This window comes from Sulfitobacter sp. HNIBRBA3233 (assembly GCF_040149665.1).
In the GTDB taxonomy this organism is placed as follows: Bacteria; Pseudomonadota; Alphaproteobacteria; order Rhodobacterales; family Rhodobacteraceae; genus Sulfitobacter; species Sulfitobacter marinivivus.
In genome coordinates this window covers 2,327,180-2,344,007 of the sequence record NZ_JBEFLP010000001.1, presented here as the reverse complement: position 1 = coordinate 2,344,007, position 16,828 = coordinate 2,327,180, and the positions used below count along the sequence as shown (strand labels likewise).

The following is a 16,828-nucleotide window of genomic DNA, read 5'->3' as shown; positions in this document are numbered from 1 at the left end:
GCCGCGATACAGTCCGGCAAAGCCCCACCCGACGAAGAGGTCCGCCATGCCCGAGGATTGTAACCGCTCCGCAGGGGTTGCCCGATGAGGATCGCGATGTGGTCCGGCCCGCGCAACCTGAGCACGGCAATGATGTATTCCTTTGCGAACCGCAGGGATTTCACCGCGCTGGATGAACCGTTCTATGCGGCATATCTGGCCCGCACCGGTGCAGATCACCCGATGCGCGACACCATTCTGAGTGCGCATGAAACCGATCCGGAACGCGTGGCCGCCCTATGTGAAAAGGACGGTGCGCCGCATCTTTACATGAAGCACATGCCGCATCACATGCTGGCGGATTTTCCGATGGGCTGGGCAGAGACCTGCGTGAATATCCATCTGATCCGGCATCCCGCCCGTGTGATCGCCAGCTATCACGAGAAACGCCAGTCTCCCACGCTCGAGGATATCGGCTATCTTCAGCAGACAGCGCTTTTCGACCGGATCGGCGGTATCGTGATCGACGCGACAGACATCCGTGCGGCCCCAGAACGGATGCTGCGCAAGCTCTGCGATGCGATTGGTCTGCCTTTTGATCCGGCGATGTTGCACTGGCCGTCGGGCCCCAAGGACGTCGATGGCATCTGGGCCAGCCACTGGTACGGAGCCGTCCACGCCAGCACCGGTTTCGCGCGCGCGGAGGGCGATCTGCCTACGCTTCCGCCCTCGCTAGAGCCGATCCTCGCAGCCGCCGAATCCCATTTCGAGAGGTTATTTGCCCGCCGACTTTCCCCGTGAAGGATCCGGTCGCACCGCGTATCGCTTAGGTGTTGTTAACGAGTTTACGCGCATTGTAGGCGTGTTTATCCAGTACGACTTTTTCATGAGTGGGCGACCCGGGACGTCATCCTCCCGGGTCGTTCAGGCGCCCGAGGCGCGAGCCGTTCATAAAATTTTTTCTTTCGCGAAACTATCGCCTCCGGCGTCCGTGGCTCCTGCACATCAAACTTAGGGAGACCACAATGAATATCGTACTCAAGACAACCGCAGCATTCGTCCTCAGCGCCGGAACGGCATTCGCCGCAGGCCATGCCGCGCCCATGATCGAAGCCGCGAATCAGGATGTATCGAACGGTGTCGTCAGCGCCGAAAAAATCGTTGCCGGTGAAAACGGCTGGCTGGTGGTGCACCGCACGGACGCCGATATGAAGCCGGGCCCGGTTGTCGGCTACGCACCTCTGCGCGGCGGCGAGAACATGGATGTCGCCGCGATCCTGCAGGAAGAAGTCGCATCGGGCGACATGCTGATGCTGATGGTCCATTCCGAAGCGGGCGGCATGGAAACCGGTGTCTTTGAATACACGCTCGGCGCCAAGGAAGACGGCCCGATCCGCATGGACGACAAGCTGGTAATGACGGTCATCACAGCCGACTAAACGCGGTCCATGGATGAATAGGAAAAGGCCCTAACAACGCTGTTAGGGCCTTTTTCGTGTCATTTTTTCAGCCGACGCTTGCGCGCAGCAAGAAGCTTCAGGCGCAGGGCGTTCAGCTGGATAAACCCTGCCGCGTCCTTCTGGTCATAGGCGCCTGCGTCATCCTCGAAAGTGACATGCGCTTCGGAATAGAGGCTGTGATCGGACCAGCGACCGACGCAGGTTGCGGACCCTTTGTAGAGTTTCAGGCGCACGGTGCCGGTGACGTGTTCCTGGCTCTTGTCGATCGCCGCCTGCAGCATCTCGCGCTCAGGCGAGAACCAGAAACCATTGTAGATCAGCTCAGCGTAACGCGGCATCAGGCTGTCCTTGAGGTGGCCTGCGCCGGAGTCGAGCGTGATCTGTTCGATCCCGCGGTGAGCTTCCAGCAGAACGGTGCCGCCCGGCGTTTCGTAGATGCCGCGCGACTTCATGCCGACGAAACGGTTTTCGACGAAATCGAGACGCCCGATGCCATGCTTGCCGCCCAGTTCGTTCAGCTTGGTCAGGATGGTGGCTGGGGACATTTCCTCGCCGTTGATCGAAACCGCGTCCCCCCGTTCGAAGCCGACTTCGATGAATTCGGGCGTGTCGGGCGCGTCCTCGGGGGCAACGGTGCGCTGGTAGACGTAATCCGGCGCCGGTTCGGCCGGATCTTCCAGCACCTTGCCTTCGGAGGAGGTGTGCAGAAGGTTCGCATCGACCGAAAACGGCGCTTCGCCGCGCTTGTCCTTGGCGATCGGGATCTGGTTCTTCTCGGCGAAGTCGATCAGCTTTGTGCGGCTCGACAGGTCCCATTCACGCCAGGGCGCGATCACTTTGATATCCGGGTTCAGCGCATAGGCGGCCAGTTCGAAACGGACCTGATCGTTGCCCTTGCCGGTGGCGCCATGGGCGACCGCGTCGGCGCCGGTTTCCGCAGCGATTTCAACCAGCCGTTTCGAGATCAGCGGCCGTGCGATGGATGTGCCAAGCAGGTACAGACCCTCGTATAGGGCATTGGCGCGGAACATCGGAAATACGAAATCGCGCACGAATTCCTCGCGCACATCTTCGATGTAAATCTCCGATGCGCCCATCAGCTCGGCCTTCTTGCGGGCGGGCTCAAGCTCTTCGCCTTGGCCGAGATCGGCAGTGAAAGTGACCACTTCGCAGCCGTATTCGGTTTGCAGCCACTTCAGGATGATTGACGTATCGAGACCGCCGGAATAGGCGAGAACGACTTTCTTGGGCGCGGACATCAGTTTTTTCCTTCCTCGGGTTTGCCGGTCCCCGTATCGGTTTTTAAGTCGCACGGCAAGATTGATGCCGTTATAGAGGGCCTGACCGCGAAAGGCACCGAAGATGAGCGAAGATTTTCAGATGGCCGCGATTGCGGCGACCCGCGCGATGCGCGGCGTGTTTCCCGCAACGCCGTTGTTGCGTAATGACCACCTGTCGGAGAAATACGAGGCGGAAATCTATCTCAAGCGGGAGGATCTGAGCCCCGTCCGCTCGTACAAGCTGCGTGGTGCGTTCAACGCGATGCGCAAACTGATCCCCGATCACGATCTGTTTGTCTGCGCTTCGGCCGGAAACCATGCGCAGGGCGTCGCGTTCATGTGCAGCCACTTTGGGGTGCGCGGTGTGATTTTCATGCCGGTCACGACCCCCCAGCAGAAGATCGACAAGACCAAGACCTTTGGTGGCACCAATATCGAGGTCCGGCTGGTGGGCGACTATTTCGATGCGGCGCTGGCGGCGGCACAGGCATTCTGCACCCAGGAAGGGGCGTATTTCCTGTCCCCCTTCGACGATGACAACGTGATCGAGGGTCAGGCCTCGGTCGCGGTCGAGATCGAGGACCAGTTGGGCAGTATCCCGGATCACATCATTCTGCCGGTGGGGGGTGGTGGGCTATCGGCGGGCACGCGCGGGTTCTTCGGTGATCGCTGCGCCTATACCTATGTCGAACCCGTCGGTGCGCCGTCGCTTGCTGCTGCCCTCGAGGCGGGTGCGCCGGTGGATGTGTCGCCCATCGACAACTTCGTGGATGGCGCGGCGGTGGCAAAGCTGGGCGTGCGAACCTTCGAGAAGCTGCGCGATGCCCGGCGCGAGGATGTCATACTGCTGAGCGAGGACCGCATCTGCGTCACCATCGTTGAGATGCTGAATGTCGAAGGGATCGTTCTGGAACCCGCCGGTGCGCTCAGCATCGAAGCACTGGCGGAGGTGCGCGATCTGATCAGGGGCAGAACGGTGGTATGCGTGGCCTCTGGCGGAAACTTCGATTTCGAGCGTCTGCCAGAAGTGAAGGAGCGCGCGCAGAGATATTCGGGTCTGATCAAGTATTTCATCCTGCGTCTGCCGCAGCGACCCGGAGCGTTGAAAGACTTCCTGAACATGCTCGGGCCGCACGACAATATCACCCGCTTTGAATACATGAAGAAATCCGCGCGCAACTTCGGGTCGGTTCTGATCGGGATCGAAACCAACGCACCGGAAAACTTTGCGGCGCTGTTTGCCGCCATGGATAAGGCCGGGCTGACCTACACCGACATTACAAACGACGAGACCGTTGCACAATTCGTCATCTAGAAAGGCACGACCATGGACCTGAAAGACAAGAGCGTCGTTATCACGGGCGGGGCAAGCGGGATCGGAGCGGCGCTCGCTCGGCAGGCCGCCAGCGCCGGTGCTCGGGTCTGTATCGCGGATCTGAACGGTGACCAGGCACAGGCAGTGGCCGAAGAGATCGGCGGCGTGGCCGCGACCTGCGATGTGACCCGCGAGGGCGACATCATCGCCGCGATCAAACTGGCCGAGGCGGCGCATGGACCTGTCGATGTCTTTGTGTCCAACGCCGGTTTGGGGAAGGGGGATCCGGATCACGCGGCATCCGCCCCCGATGCAGACTGGATGCTGAACTGGAATGTGCACGTCATGGCCCATGTCTGGGCCGCCCGTGCGCTTTTGCCCGCGATGATCGCACGCGGATCCGGATATTTCGTCAATGTCGCTTCCGCTGCCGGTCTGCTGAACCAGATCGGCGACGCGGCCTATTCGGCAACCAAGCACGCGGCGGTCAGCTTTGCCGAATCTCTGAAGATCGCACATGGGGAGCAGGGGATCGGCGTATCGGTCGTCTGCCCGCAATATGTGGCGACGCCGCTTCTGGGGCTGGGTGACGGGGACGCGGCCGGTAACCTGCTGACCGCGTCTGATGTTGCGAAATCGGTCTGGGACGGCGTGCGGGACGGAAAGTTCGTGATCCTTCCGCATCCCGATGTCGCCACCTACAGTGCCTTGCGCGGTGCGAATCCCGACCGTTGGATCAAGGGAATGCAGATGCTCCGCGCCAAGGCGATGGCCGAGCAGGGAGGTATCAGCGTTTCCAGTTTCTACAAACTGGTCTAGCGCGGCGTCACTGTGTCTGGCCGTTCACCATACCGGCAAGAAACACATGTTTGGAGTTTTCGTAGCAATCGATGATCGGGCCAAGGGCGATCTCTTCGGCGCGCCCCTGTGCGGCGCGGCTCTCTCCGATCTGGCACAACTCTCCGAGGTTTGCGAAGCCGAGGTTCAGCGCCGTGCCTTTCAGTGAATGCAGCTCTGCCCCCAAGGTGGCCAAATCCGGTCCGTTTTGCAGGCGCTCGATCGCTTCGGTCGCTTCCTCGATAAAGAGGTCCACGACCTCGGGAAAACTCTCTTCGCCGATCTCGCTTTTCAGTTCATTGATTCGCTGCCAGTCGATCATATTCCGCTTCTCCTTGCGCCCAGATTAGCGGCCATCGGTTAAGCAGTGGTTTTCCGGACCGGGTGCAGGGTGCTTCACAAGCTGTTAAGGCTGCGCGGCTATACGCATCGGCAATCGAACAGCCGGTGAAACATGCCCACGGTCAAAACTGCCTCATCTCTGCGGGATGTCGAAAAACACAGGGGTGCGATCCAGCATGTTCTGGTTGTCGACGACAGCAAGCTTCAGCGCAGGATCCTGACGGCATCGCTCAGCCGGTGGGGGTTCAGCGTGACGGAAGCCGAAAGCGGCGAACAGGCGCTGGCAGTCATCGCGCAGCACCGGCCCGATCTGATCGTCAGCGACTGGATCATGCCCGGCATGTCGGGCCCCGATCTGTGTCGTTGCCTGCGGGCGGATACGGAAAGCCCTTATTGCTACTTCATCCTGCTGACCTCCAAGAGCGAAAAGGCCGAGGTGGCGCATGGCCTCGACAGCGGGGCCGACGATTTCCTGACCAAACCCGTGGACAGCAACGAGTTGCGCGCAAGGATCGCGGCCGGAGAGCGGCTTTTGGGGATGCAGCGTGACCTCGCCCAGAACAACGCGCGCCTGTCGGAGGCGCTGTCGGAACTGCGCCGGCTTCACGAGCATATCGACAAGGACCTGCAAGAGGCCAAGCGCCTGCAGCAAAGCCTGCTGCGCGAGCGCTACCGCCGGTTCGACACCAGCGCGCTGTCCCTGATCCTGCGGTCCTCGGGCCATGTCGGGGGGGATCTCGTCGGTTTTTTCGAGGCCGGGCCAAAGCATCTGGGCCTATTCGCGATTGATGTTTCGGGCCACGGGATCAGCTCTGCGCTGATGACCGCGCGGCTGGCGGGATATCTCTCGTCCGGCTCGCCGGACCAGAACGTCGCGCTCTACCGGTCGGAGCAGGGCGTTTTCTGCCCGCGCCCGCCCGAAAACGTGGTCGCCGACCTGAACCGTTTCGTTCTGAACGAGATGGAGACAGAGCATTATTTCACCCTTCTGCTGGGTTTCGTCGAACGGCGTACCGGGCGTTTCGAGATGTGTCAGGCGGGCCACCCACATCCCGTGATCCAGCGGCGCAACGGCGATGTTGAATTCCAGGGGCAGGGCGGATTTCCCGTTGGGCTGGTCGCCGACGCTCTCTACGAGCCCCAGACCTTGCACCTGCGCAGCGGTGACAGGCTGCTTATCCATTCGGACGGTGTCACCGAATGCGCGGGGCCCGATGGTGCGCTTTTGTCAGAAGACGGTCTGGCAAAGATCATCCGTGATCTGACCGGTACCGCCGGCCCCGCATTCCTCGAGGCGCTGATCTGGCAGCTGGCGCGCTTCAACGAGGGCGGTGATTTCCGCGACGATGTGTCGGCCATTCTCTTTGAATATCAAAGACCACCCGACTCGGCGTAGCGTTTCAGGAATTTTCTGTCCCCGTCATTGCCCAAGACGGAAATCGCTTCGGCGGCATCCAGCACGAGCGTGACGTGGTGCGCCTCGCTTGGTTCATGGATCTGGCGCACGGGCCGCGCGACAAAAACATGGCAGATCTTTTCGGCCCACAGATCGTATTCGGGCATGAAAACGAACCGCCGGAATGCGCCCAGCCTCCGGGGCGTGGCGATCGACCAGCCGACTTCCTCGCGCACTTCGCGGTGCAGCGCCTGCAAAGGGCTTTCGCCGGGGTCTATCCCCCCGCCGGGGAGCTGGATATCAATGCCGCCCGCCGTCTCTGCCGTCAGCAGGAACCGCTGGCCCAGTGGCAGGATGGCGTAGGCTCCAGGACGCGGGATGTAGCGTTTATCGGCACGTGGCGGTGCCCCAAAGCGTTGGATCATGTTCGCCCCCCTTTTGGTCTTGGTCCATTCGCCCTACATAGACGCGACAAGAGACAGTAGGAAACCCCATGACAGATGCCAACCCAACCGGCTGGGACGATACGGTCCTGCCCTTCCAACTCGATGCGTCCGACATCCGTGGGCGCATTGCGCGTCTCGATTCGGCGCTGGGCAGTATTCTTGGCCAGCACGATTATCCCCCGCAGGTCGAGGCGCTGGTGGCCGAGATGGCGCTGCTGACGGCGCTGATCGGACAGACGATCAAACTGCGCTGGAAGCTGTCGCTGCAGGCGCAGTCGAATGGCCCCGTGCGGATGATCGCAACCGATTACTACGGACCCGAGGCCGACGGGAAGCCCGCGCGAATCCGCGCCTATGCCAGCTATGACAAGGACCGCCTGACGGACGGCGCCCCGATCGACCAGATCGGCGAGGGGTATTTTGCCGTGATGATCGATCAGGGCGAAGGGATGCAGCCCTATCAGGGCATCGCACCGCTGTCGTCCGAAAGCCTCGCCAAATCCGCCGAGGGCTATTTTGCGCAGTCCGAACAGTTGCCGACCCGGTTCGAGTTGAGTTTCGGCAAATCCACCGAAGCCGGCGGGCCGGAGCACTGGCGCGGGGGTGGCGTGATGTTGCAGCACATGCCGAAAGCATCGCCGTTTGCCGCTGAAGGGCAGGGCAGCGGCGAGGTTCTGAACGCCGATGATCTGGTTCAGGGCGAAGAGAGGGAGAACTGGACCCGCGCCAACATCCTGCTGGATACGGTCGACGATCTGGAGCTTATCGGCCCGTCGCTTGAACCCTCCGAGGTTCTGCTGCGGCTCTTCCACGAAGAACGCCCGCGGGTGTTCGACAAGCAGCGTGTGCATTTCGGATGTACCTGCTCTGAGGATCGTGTCCGGCAAAGCCTGTCGATCTATTCGGCGGCGGATATCGCGACCATGACCACCGACGAGGGGACCGTCACCGCCGACTGCCAGTTTTGCGGCGCGCATTATGTGCTCGACCCTGAGAGCGTCGGGTTCGAGGCGACAAGGGACTGACGTGAAAGACCACATCGACACCTTTCGAAGGGCGCTTGCGCAGACCGGCGTCGGGTCTTCGGATTTCGATCTGAACCCCGACGCCGTGTTGCCCCCGAACCGCAAGTTGCGCCCCGCGGGAGTTCTGGCACCCGTTTTCGAAGAGGGTGGGCGGTTGAAGCTGATCCTGACGCGCCGGTCTGCGGCGCTCAAGCATCACCCCGGGCAGATCGCTTTTCCGGGCGGCAAGCAGGACGACGGGGATGCAGATGTGATCGCCGCCGCCCTGCGCGAGGCGAAGGAAGAAATCGGCCTGCCGCCCGAGAACGTCGATATACTCGGCACGCTCGCGCCGCATGAGACCGTGACAGGTTTCAACGTCACGCCCGTGATCGGGCTGGTAAAGGACCGTTTCGATATCGTGCCCGAACCCGGCGAGGTGGAAGAGGTTTTTTCCGTTCCGCTGGATCACGTTCTGAACCCCGCGAACTACATCGTTGAATCGCGTGCATGGCGTGGGCAGAAGCGCCACTATTTCGTGGTGCCTTACGGCCCCTACTACATCTGGGGGGCGACCGCGCGTATGCTCAGGGCATGGACCGAAACACTGAAATCCCCAGACTGACCTCCGCCAGCGCACCTTGGCTCGACGATCCGTCCGCGCGCGCTGTCTGTGCGGCGATTGCGGCGGGCGGGCACGAGGTGCTCTATGTCGGCGGCTGCGTGCGCAACGCGCTGCTGGGGCAGCCCGTCAGCGACGTGGATATCGCAACCGCAGCGACCCCGGATCAGGTGATCGCCTTGGTCGAGGCCGCGAAATTGAAGGCCGTCCCGACGGGTCTGGATCACGGAACGGTCACGGTTGTCTCCGGCGGTACAGGGTTCGAGGTGACGACATTCCGACGTGATGTCGCGACGAACGGCCGCCATGCCACGGTCGCGTTTTCGACCGACCTTCACGATGACGCGCGGCGGCGCGATTTCACGATGAACGCGCTTTATGCCGATCCTGACGGTGTTGTTGTCGATCCGCTCGGCGGTCTGGGCGACCTGCGCGCGCGGCGTGTGCGGTTTATCGAAGATGCGGATCGCCGGATCCGTGAGGATTATCTGCGGACGCTGCGCTATTTCCGTTTCCATGCCTGGTACGGTGATGACGATGAGGGGCTCGATCCGGATGCCTTGGCTGCGATAGGGTCTAATCTGTCCGGGTTAGAGACACTTTCGGCCGAGCGGACAGGGGCCGAGGTGCGCAAGCTGCTGTCTGCCCCTGATCCGTCTGTAGCGATGGCGGGGATGCAGCAGACAGGGGTTCTGCCGGTCATCCTGCCGGGTGCTGACATCAAGCTTCTTCTTCTCGTCATAGCGGCGGAGGCGCATCTTGGCCTGCTGCCCGATGCCCTCGGGCGCCTTTTCGCGCTGGGCGCCACGGACGCAGCGGATCGCCTGCGCCTCAGCCGTGCGGAGGCCCGCAAGCTGGACCGGATCGCGAGTGTTGTAGAGTCTGGTATGCCCTTGTTAGAGACTGCATACCGCCATGGCGAAGACGTTGCCCTGCAAAGCTATCTTTTTGCCTGCGCGCTTTCGGAAACCCTGCCGGATCCAACGATCCCGCCGCGGATTTCGGCAGCTGCCGGGCAGGTCTTTCCCGTGTCTGCGCAGGATCTGATGCCCGCCTTCACCGGACCCGCGCTGGGGGCAGAGCTTGCGCGGCTCGAAGCCCTTTGGATCGCCTCCGACTTCACGCTGACCCGCAAGGAACTGCTAGATCTCTAGCACCGCCTCGCGACTGGCATGGTCAATACCCGATCCCTCGGGTTAAGTGCATTTGCATACGGTTTGAGGTGCACGATGTTCCGATTCTTCGAAAATCTGATCGACCCATATGTGGACTATCCCCAAGAGGATCGTCCCCCGCGAAAGCTGTGGCCGTTCTTTCGCGGGTACAGCCAGCCGTTCAAACGGGTTTTCGCGCTGACCGCGTTCATGTCCCTTGTCGTCGCCGCGATCGAGATCGGCTTGATCTACTACATGGGGCGCGTGGTTGACGTGCTCGACAAGGGCCCCGATGAGATGTGGGAGACCTATGGCACCGAACTGATCCTCGTGGGGTTGTTCATCGTGTTTCTGCGTCCGGTGCTTCAGGGGCTGGATGTGGCGCTGATCAACAACACGATCCTGCCGAATTTCGGGACGCTGATCCGCTGGCGTGCGCACCGGCAGGTGCTTCGGCAATCGGTGGGATGGTTCGAGAACGATTTCGCAGGCCGCATTGCGAACCGGATCATGCAGACCCCGCCGGCCGCGGGGGAGGTCGTTTTTCAGGCATTCGATGCGATATCCTATTCGCTGGCCTATCTGATCGGCGCGGCGATCCTGCTGACCAGTGCGGATGCGCGGTTGCTGCTTCCCCTGGTGATCTGGTTCGGGCTGTACCTTCTGCTGACGCGCTGGGCGCTGTCGCGGATCGGGCCGGCGTCGAAAGCGGCATCAGACGCGCGGTCTGCGGTCACGGGGCGCGTTGTCGACGCCTATACGAACATCCATTCGGTCAAGATGTTCGCCCACCACGACCGCGAGGAGCGGTATGCCAAGGAAGCCATCGAAGAGGCGCGGCGCACCTTCCAGATCGAACAGCGTATTTTCACCACGATGGATATGGTTCTGGTCGCGCTGAACGGATTGCTGATCGTCGGTGTGGTCGGCCTGGCGCTTGCCTTGTGGCTGCATGGTCAGGCGAGCGTGGGCACGGTGGCGGCGGCAACGACGCTGACACTGCGACTGAATTCGATGACGGCTTGGATCATGTGGGCGCTTTCCGCGTTCTTCCGCCAACTCGGCGTGGTGGCCGAGGGGATGGAGACGATTGCGCAGCCGATAACCCTGGTCGATCACCAGCAAGCAAAGCCGCTGCAGATTACGGAGGGCCGGATCGAGATCGAGGGGCTGACCCACCATTACGGGCGCCGGTCGGGTGGTCTGGAGGGTATCGATCTCAGCATCGCGCCCGGTCAGAAGATCGGCCTGGTGGGCCGTTCGGGCGCGGGAAAATCGACGCTGGTGAAGCTGCTTTTGCGGTTCTACGATGCAGAACAGGGTCGAATTCTGATCGACGGGCAGGACATTACCCGCGTCACGCAGGACAGCCTGCGCAGGCAAATCGGGATGGTCCAGCAGGATAGCGCGCTGTTGCACCGGTCGGTCCACGAAAACATCCTCTACGGCAGGCCCGAGGCCACCAGCGACGACGTGATCGCCGCCGCGCGCGAGGCGCAGGCCCATGACTTCATCGAAGGGCTGGCCGACCCCGAAGGAAACACCGGCTATGCCTCGCGCGTGGGCGAACGGGGGGTGAAACTGTCCGGCGGTCAGCGTCAGCGCATCACACTGGCCCGCGTGATCCTGAAAGACGCACCGATCCTTCTGCTGGACGAGGCTACAAGTGCGCTTGATAGCGAGGTGGAGGCAGCGATCCAGGAAACGCTGTATCAGATGATGGAAGGCAAGACGGTGATCGCCATCGCGCACCGCCTGTCCACGATCGCGCAAATGGACAGGATTCTGGTGCTGGATGAGGGCCGGATCGTCGAAGATGGCAGCCATGACGCGCTTTTGGCGCGAGGCGGTCTATATGCACAGTTCTGGGCGCGCCAATCAGGCGGGTTCCTGAACGCAGACGATGATGCAGACGAGGCACCGTGAAGTTCGAGAATATGATAAACGCTTTCCGTCCGGCGGACGGCCCACCCCCCCAAACGCTGGGGGCTTTCATGCGCTGGTGCCTGTCCGGGGCCTGGCCTGCGCTCGGTCTTGCCGCTGCGCTCAGCGCCATCGCGGGTGCGCTGGAGGCGGGAACAGCCCTGTTTCTGGGCTGGGTGATCGACGCGGCGGTGGCCAGCGGGCCGGACGGGTTCTTTGACGGCAGCAACGCGCTGCTGATCGCGGGGGCGATCGGGTTCTTCCTGGTTGCGCGTCCGTTGTTTTTCGGGCTTTCCGCGGCCTCGAACGCGATAATCGTGCAGCCGAACGTGAATCCGCTGGTCCTGAGCCGTCTGCACCGCTGGTCATTGGGCCAGAACATCAGCTTTTTCGATGACGACTTCGCGGGCCGCATTGCGCAAAAGCAGATGCAGGCCGCGCGTGCGGTCACGGATGTCGCGTCCGAGGTCATCAACGTGGTCGCTTTCGCGCTGGCGTCCTTGGTCGGGTCGGTCCTGCTGCTTGGCGGGATCAACTGGTGGGTGGCGGCGGGGCTTGCCGTTTGGTTGTGTCTCTATTTCGGGCTGATCCGCTGGTTCCTGCCGCGCATTCGCAAACGCTCGGCGGCGCGCGCGGGGGCGCGAGCGATGGTGTCGGGGCAGGTGGTCGATACGATCACCAACATCAAGACCGTCAAGCTGTTTGCCCATGACGATCACGAAGACCGTGCAGCGCTCGGCGCAATGGAGACATTTCGGGGGAACGCACTGAAATTCGGCTATCTCGCCGCCGGTTTCCGGTTCGCATTGATGAGCCTCGCAGGCATTCTGCCGGTGCTGCTTATCGGGGCGACGATCCTGCTGTGGCAGCGGGGCATGGCAAGCGCGGGTGACATCGCCGCGGCGGGCGCGATCTCTATCCGGATCGCACAGATGACCGGTTGGGTCAGTTTCACGCTGATGGCGATCTATGCCAACATTGGCGAGGTCGAGGACGGGATGCGCACGCTGACCCCGCGTGTGCGTCTGGAAGACGGCGCAGATGCCCAGCCGCTGGAAGGCCGTGGCGGAGAGGTCCGGATCGAGGGGCTGAAATTCTCCTACGGGCGCGACAGCGGCGGGATCGAGGGGATCGATCTGACCATCGCGGCGGGCGAGAAACTGGGCGTCGTGGGCGCGTCGGGTGCGGGCAAATCGACGCTCGTGGCGCTTCTGCTCAGGCTCTACGAGGCGGAAAAGGGACGCATCCTGATCGACGGGCAGGACATTCGCAGCATCACGCAGGAATCGCTGCGCAAGTCCATCGCGATGGTCACGCAGGAAACCGCGATGTTCAATCGTTCGGCCCGTGACAACATCCTCTACGGACGGCCCGAGGCGAGCGAGGAAGAGCTGATCGCAGCGGCGAAACAGGCCGAAGCGCATGAGTTCATCCAGAACCTTCACGATCACAAGGGGCGCACAGGGTACGACGCGCATCTGGGCGAGCGCGGTGTCAAACTGTCGGGCGGCCAGCGTCAGCGCATCGCGCTTGCACGCGCGATCATCAAGGACGCGCCGATCCTGATCCTGGACGAGGCGACAAGCGCGCTGGACAGCGAGGTCGAAGCGTCCATCCAGTCCGCGCTGGAGCGGGTGATGGAGGGCAAGACCGTGATGGCCATCGCGCACCGGCTTTCCACGCTCAAGGAAATGGACCGGATCATCGTGCTGGAGCAGGGCCGCATCGTCGAGGCGGGTTCGCACGAGGCGCTTTTGGCCAATGGCGGGCTTTATGCGCAGTACTGGGAACGTCAGTCGGGCGGTTTTCTGGATCTTCAGGCGGCGGAATAGGGGCTGGTTTTGTCCCTTCCGGCACAGTAGGGCAGGGGCATGAGTGAACATCTGATCGAACGTCTTGGCCTTTATGGCGACGGCATTGCCGAAGGCCCCGTTTTCGCACCGATGACCCTGCCGGGTGAACGTGTGACCGGAACGCTGGAGGGGACCACCCTTCGCGACATCAAGATAGATCAACCGTCGGCGGAGCGTGTCGCACCGCCCTGTCGCCATTTCCGGTCCTGCGGGGGCTGTACCTTGCAACACGCCTCAGACGGGCTGGTCGCGGCGTGGAAGACAGGCGTGGTGACGCAATCGCTTGCCGCGCAGGGTCTGCGGACCGAGGTCAGGCCGATCCTGACCTCTCCGGCGCAGTCGCGGCGCAGGGCCAGCTTCGCAGCCCGCCGGACCAAGAAGGGCGCGCTTGTCGGTTTTCATGGCCGGGCGTCAGATACCGTCGTTGAAATCCCCGATTGCAAGCTTTTGCATCCCGATCTGATGAAGGCGCTCCCCTTGGCCGAGGCGCTGGCGCTGGCAGGTGCGAGCCGCAAGACTGCCCTGTCGGTGACCGTGACCACCGCGCGCGGCGGGCTTGATGTGCAGGTGGACGGGGGCAAGCCACTGGACGGGCCGCTGCGCCAGACCCTTGCGGCCCTGTGCGAAAACCACGGGATCGCGCGGCTGACGTGGGAAGACGAGGTGATCGCCCAGCGCACGCCGCCGATGCAAAGATTCGGGCCCGCAGAAGTCCCATTTCCCCCCGGTGCGTTCATTCAGGCGACCGCCCATGCCGAGGCATCGCTGTTGGCAGCCGTCGAAGAAGCGGTTGGTGACGCGGACCGCATTGTCGATCTTTTCGCGGGATGCGGCACCTTCGCCCTGCCGCTGGCGACCCGCGCGACGGTCCACGCGGTCGAAGGCGATGCGGCCATGCTTGCAGCCCTCGATAAGGGGTGGCGTTTGGCGAAGGGGGTCAAGACCGTGACCCATGTCGCGCGGGATCTGTTCCGCCGGCCGCTGCTGCCCGATGAATTCAAGACATACGACGCCGCGGTAATCGACCCGCCCCGCGCCGGTGCCGAGGCACAGACAGCCGAGCTTGCCCGCGCGGGTCTGGCGCGGATCGCTTTCGTGTCCTGTAACCCTGTGACCTTTGCCCGCGATGCCGCAGTGCTGGTGGCAGCGGGATATACGCTCGACTGGGTGCAGCCGGTGGACCAGTTCCGCTGGTCGCCGCATATCGAACTGGCGGCGCAGTTCTCGCTGGCCTGACACTGTGGCGCGAAAATCGCAGGGTTTCGCCACACGGAAACGTGATCCCTATGCGATTAACGGAATCTTTGCTATGCGAAAGGCATAATTCCGAAAACGGATATGGGCGGCAGGCACATGAAAAGAAGACATCTTATGATGGGTGGGGCGGCAGCGCTGTCTCTTGGCGCATGCAGTAGCGCTCCCAGCAAGTTTCGCAGGTACACAGGGCCGGAAGTCACGGCTATCGTGGTGAACAAGCAGGAGCGGCGGATGTTCCTCCTGCACGAAGACAAGGTTCTGGATCGCTACCAGATCCGACTTGGCTTTGCCCCCGAAGGGCACAAACAATACGAAGGTGACGGGCGCACGCCGGAAGGCCTGTACCGAATCGACCGCCGTAACCCGAACAGCCGTTTCCATCTGTCTTTGGGTATTTCCTACCCGAATTCGGAAGACGTCGCGCGCGCGCGGGCGCTGGGCAAGTCGCCGGGCGGAGATATCTTTATCCACGGCCAGAAACACCCCCTGCGTCGGGATCGCGACGACTGGACATGGGGATGTATCGCTGTGGACAACGAACAGATCGAAAAGATCTATGCCATGGTCGGCGACGGTACGCCGATCGCCATTCGTCCATGAGGACACGCAAGGCTCCCCGATCCGGCGGATCGGGGAATGCCGTGATCAGCTAGCCGCGTTGAAGGTCGATGTGGCGGGCTTGCCCAGAACGAGCGTCCACCAGATCTTGCCGTTATCTTCCTGGTACCACGAGAATCCCATGTCGCGCGCGTCGGGCGCCATCAGGATACGCTTGGTATCGGGCTGCGCCATCCACGCGCCTAGCGTTTCAAGCTCTGTCTCGTAGGTTTCCGAGATCACCTCGCCAACCAGTTCGCCGGTGTAGCCGACGCGCTGAACACGATCCAGCGGCGACGACCCGTCGGAGCCGAAGTGCCAGGGACGGTTCTGCACCTGCATGTCGCGCGAATGGGTCGCCGCGGCAGCGTTGAGATTCGAATTCAGCTCTACCGATGTCAGGCCTGCCGCGTTGCGCAGGGCGTTAACCGAATCGAGCATGCGAAACTGGATCTGGCTCGCCTCGCGGGCGGTGATCTTGTAAGCGCGCGGAAGCGGTTTGCCATCCGCGCCGATTGTCGGTGCCGCCGGCTGACAGGCTGCCAATGCAATCACACAGGCAAACAATGCAGGTACAAGACGGATCATGGTGTTACTCCAAACATACTTTCGCCTGCCATACATGCTGCCTTGCAACAGATCAAATGCACATCGGCGTGAGGCCGCCGTATCACTCTGGTTTGATTTGAAAACGTGACACAGACACCATATAGAACTGCACATGAGCTGAACAGTGGAGACATGAAATGTCCAACGATGGCCTGAAATTCAATACACGTCGCGGATTCCTTGCCGGTTCGGCAGCAATGATCGCGGCGCCCGCCCTTGCGCAAGAAACCGCCGCCGTGAACAGCGCGTCCACGACCGAGAGCGAGCGTGACCTGAGCGAAGTCGTCCGCCGCAACATCTCGAGCTTCCGGACGCTCGATTGGCAGCCGTATTTCAACAACACGCGCAACGGTGCAATTCTCGTCGATATCGACAGCCGGGCGGTCCATTACTGGTCCGAAGACGAGAGCATTTACAAGCTCTACCCATCAAGCGTGCCGCTGACCCAGGAACTGACCCGCCGTGGCCGGACCGAGGTGATCCGCAAGGTCGAAGGGCCCAGCTGGCGCCCCACGCCATCGATGCTGGAGCGTAACCCAGAGTGGCCCGAATACATCGGACCCGGTCCTGATAACCCGCTTGGGACCCACGCGCTGTACCTGAGCTGGACCTACTACCGGATCCACGGCACGCACGACACGCGCAAGATCGGTCGCCGGTCGTCAAACGGCTGTATCGGTCTTTATAATGAACATATTTCGGAACTTTTCTCGATGGCAAAAGTTGGCACACAAGTGTTGCTTATTTGACGACA

Annotated in this window: 17 protein-coding genes; 13 read left to right on the top strand and 4 right to left on the bottom strand. The window is 62.0% G+C overall.

What is annotated here, in order from left to right; translation table 11 throughout:
- The first annotated feature begins 84 nt into the window (after positions 1-84).
- Positions 85-780: a sulfotransferase-like domain-containing protein gene (locus ABMC89_RS11515; RefSeq protein ID WP_349568070.1), complete on the top strand. Its 696-nt coding sequence runs from the start codon at positions 85-87 to the stop codon at positions 778-780.
- 224 nt (positions 781-1,004) lie between these two features.
- Positions 1,005-1,418 carry a DUF7282 domain-containing protein gene (locus ABMC89_RS11510; protein ID WP_349568069.1) on the top strand — a complete coding sequence of 138 codons (414 nt, stop codon included), beginning with the start codon at positions 1,005-1,007 and terminating at the stop codon, positions 1,416-1,418.
- Between the two features lie 59 nt (positions 1,419-1,477).
- Here the strand turns inward: ABMC89_RS11510 and ABMC89_RS11505 are convergent, their stop codons facing one another.
- Entirely contained in the window at positions 1,478-2,698 is a 1,221-nt protein-coding gene (locus tag ABMC89_RS11505; protein WP_349568068.1) for an argininosuccinate synthase, read from the bottom strand.
- Between the two features lie 103 nt (positions 2,699-2,801).
- Between ABMC89_RS11505 and ilvA the strand changes: the two genes are divergently transcribed.
- The gene (ilvA, locus tag ABMC89_RS11500; RefSeq protein ID WP_349568067.1) at positions 2,802-4,034 is read left to right on the top strand and encodes a threonine ammonia-lyase IlvA; all 1,233 of its coding nucleotides are present in this window, start codon (positions 2,802-2,804) and stop codon (positions 4,032-4,034) included.
- A 12-nt stretch (positions 4,035-4,046) separates the two neighbouring features.
- Positions 4,047-4,853, top strand: a complete 807-nt coding sequence (locus ABMC89_RS11495; protein ID WP_349568066.1) for an SDR family NAD(P)-dependent oxidoreductase — start codon at positions 4,047-4,049, stop codon at positions 4,851-4,853.
- 7 nt (positions 4,854-4,860) lie between these two features.
- Here the strand turns inward: ABMC89_RS11495 and ABMC89_RS11490 are convergent, their stop codons facing one another.
- Complete coding sequence (locus tag ABMC89_RS11490) at positions 4,861-5,193, bottom strand: Hpt domain-containing protein (RefSeq protein WP_349568065.1); 333 nt, start codon at positions 5,191-5,193, stop codon at positions 4,861-4,863.
- Between the two features lie 132 nt (positions 5,194-5,325).
- Between ABMC89_RS11490 and ABMC89_RS11485 the strand changes: the two genes are divergently transcribed.
- On the top strand, positions 5,326-6,609 hold the full coding sequence (locus ABMC89_RS11485) for a PP2C family protein-serine/threonine phosphatase (RefSeq protein ID WP_349568064.1): 1,284 nt from the start codon (positions 5,326-5,328) through the stop codon (positions 6,607-6,609).
- On the opposite strand, the gene ABMC89_RS11480 is transcribed toward ABMC89_RS11485, so the two are convergent.
- The gene (locus ABMC89_RS11480; protein WP_349568063.1) at positions 6,585-7,034 is read right to left on the bottom strand and encodes an NUDIX domain-containing protein; all 450 of its coding nucleotides are present in this window, start codon (positions 7,032-7,034) and stop codon (positions 6,585-6,587) included. The two genes, ABMC89_RS11485 and ABMC89_RS11480, sit on opposite strands and share 25 nt — an antisense overlap.
- A gap of 68 nt (positions 7,035-7,102) precedes the next feature.
- Here ABMC89_RS11480 and hslO point away from each other — a divergent pair, with 68 nt between their 5' ends.
- The 7 genes from hslO to ABMC89_RS11445 all read left to right on the top strand — a co-directional run bounded on the left by hslO (position 7,103) and on the right by ABMC89_RS11445 (position 15,468).
- Positions 7,103-8,080 carry an Hsp33 family molecular chaperone HslO gene (hslO, locus tag ABMC89_RS11475; protein WP_349568062.1) on the top strand — a complete coding sequence of 326 codons (978 nt, stop codon included), beginning with the start codon at positions 7,103-7,105 and terminating at the stop codon, positions 8,078-8,080.
- Position 8,081: 1 nt separating this feature from the next.
- Entirely contained in the window at positions 8,082-8,684 is a 603-nt protein-coding gene (locus ABMC89_RS11470; RefSeq protein ID WP_349568061.1) for a CoA pyrophosphatase, read from the top strand.
- Entirely contained in the window at positions 8,654-9,835 is a 1,182-nt protein-coding gene (locus ABMC89_RS11465) for a CCA tRNA nucleotidyltransferase (RefSeq protein ID WP_349568060.1), read from the top strand. Before ABMC89_RS11470 ends, ABMC89_RS11465 begins: the two co-directional genes overlap by 31 nt.
- Before the next feature lie 75 nt (positions 9,836-9,910).
- Complete coding sequence (locus ABMC89_RS11460; protein WP_349568059.1) at positions 9,911-11,761, top strand: ABC transporter ATP-binding protein; 1,851 nt, start codon at positions 9,911-9,913, stop codon at positions 11,759-11,761.
- Between the two features lie 11 nt (positions 11,762-11,772).
- On the top strand, positions 11,773-13,590 hold the full coding sequence (locus tag ABMC89_RS11455; protein ID WP_439655648.1) for an ABC transporter ATP-binding protein: 1,818 nt from the start codon (positions 11,773-11,775) through the stop codon (positions 13,588-13,590).
- Between the two features lie 39 nt (positions 13,591-13,629).
- The gene (locus tag ABMC89_RS11450) at positions 13,630-14,847 is read left to right on the top strand and encodes a class I SAM-dependent RNA methyltransferase (RefSeq protein ID WP_349568057.1); all 1,218 of its coding nucleotides are present in this window, start codon (positions 13,630-13,632) and stop codon (positions 14,845-14,847) included.
- Between the two features lie 117 nt (positions 14,848-14,964).
- Positions 14,965-15,468, top strand: a complete 504-nt coding sequence (locus ABMC89_RS11445; RefSeq protein WP_349568612.1) for a L,D-transpeptidase family protein — start codon at positions 14,965-14,967, stop codon at positions 15,466-15,468.
- A gap of 45 nt (positions 15,469-15,513) precedes the next feature.
- Here the strand turns inward: ABMC89_RS11445 and dalA are convergent, their stop codons facing one another.
- A complete protein-coding gene (gene dalA / locus ABMC89_RS11440) occupies positions 15,514-16,053 on the bottom strand; it encodes a divisome-associated lipoprotein DalA (protein ID WP_349568056.1) in 540 nt (179 codons plus the stop codon).
- Between the two features lie 158 nt (positions 16,054-16,211).
- Here dalA and ABMC89_RS11435 point away from each other — a divergent pair, with 158 nt between their 5' ends.
- Complete coding sequence (locus tag ABMC89_RS11435) at positions 16,212-16,823, top strand: L,D-transpeptidase (protein WP_349568055.1); 612 nt, start codon at positions 16,212-16,214, stop codon at positions 16,821-16,823.
- Positions 16,824-16,828 lie beyond the last annotated feature (5 nt).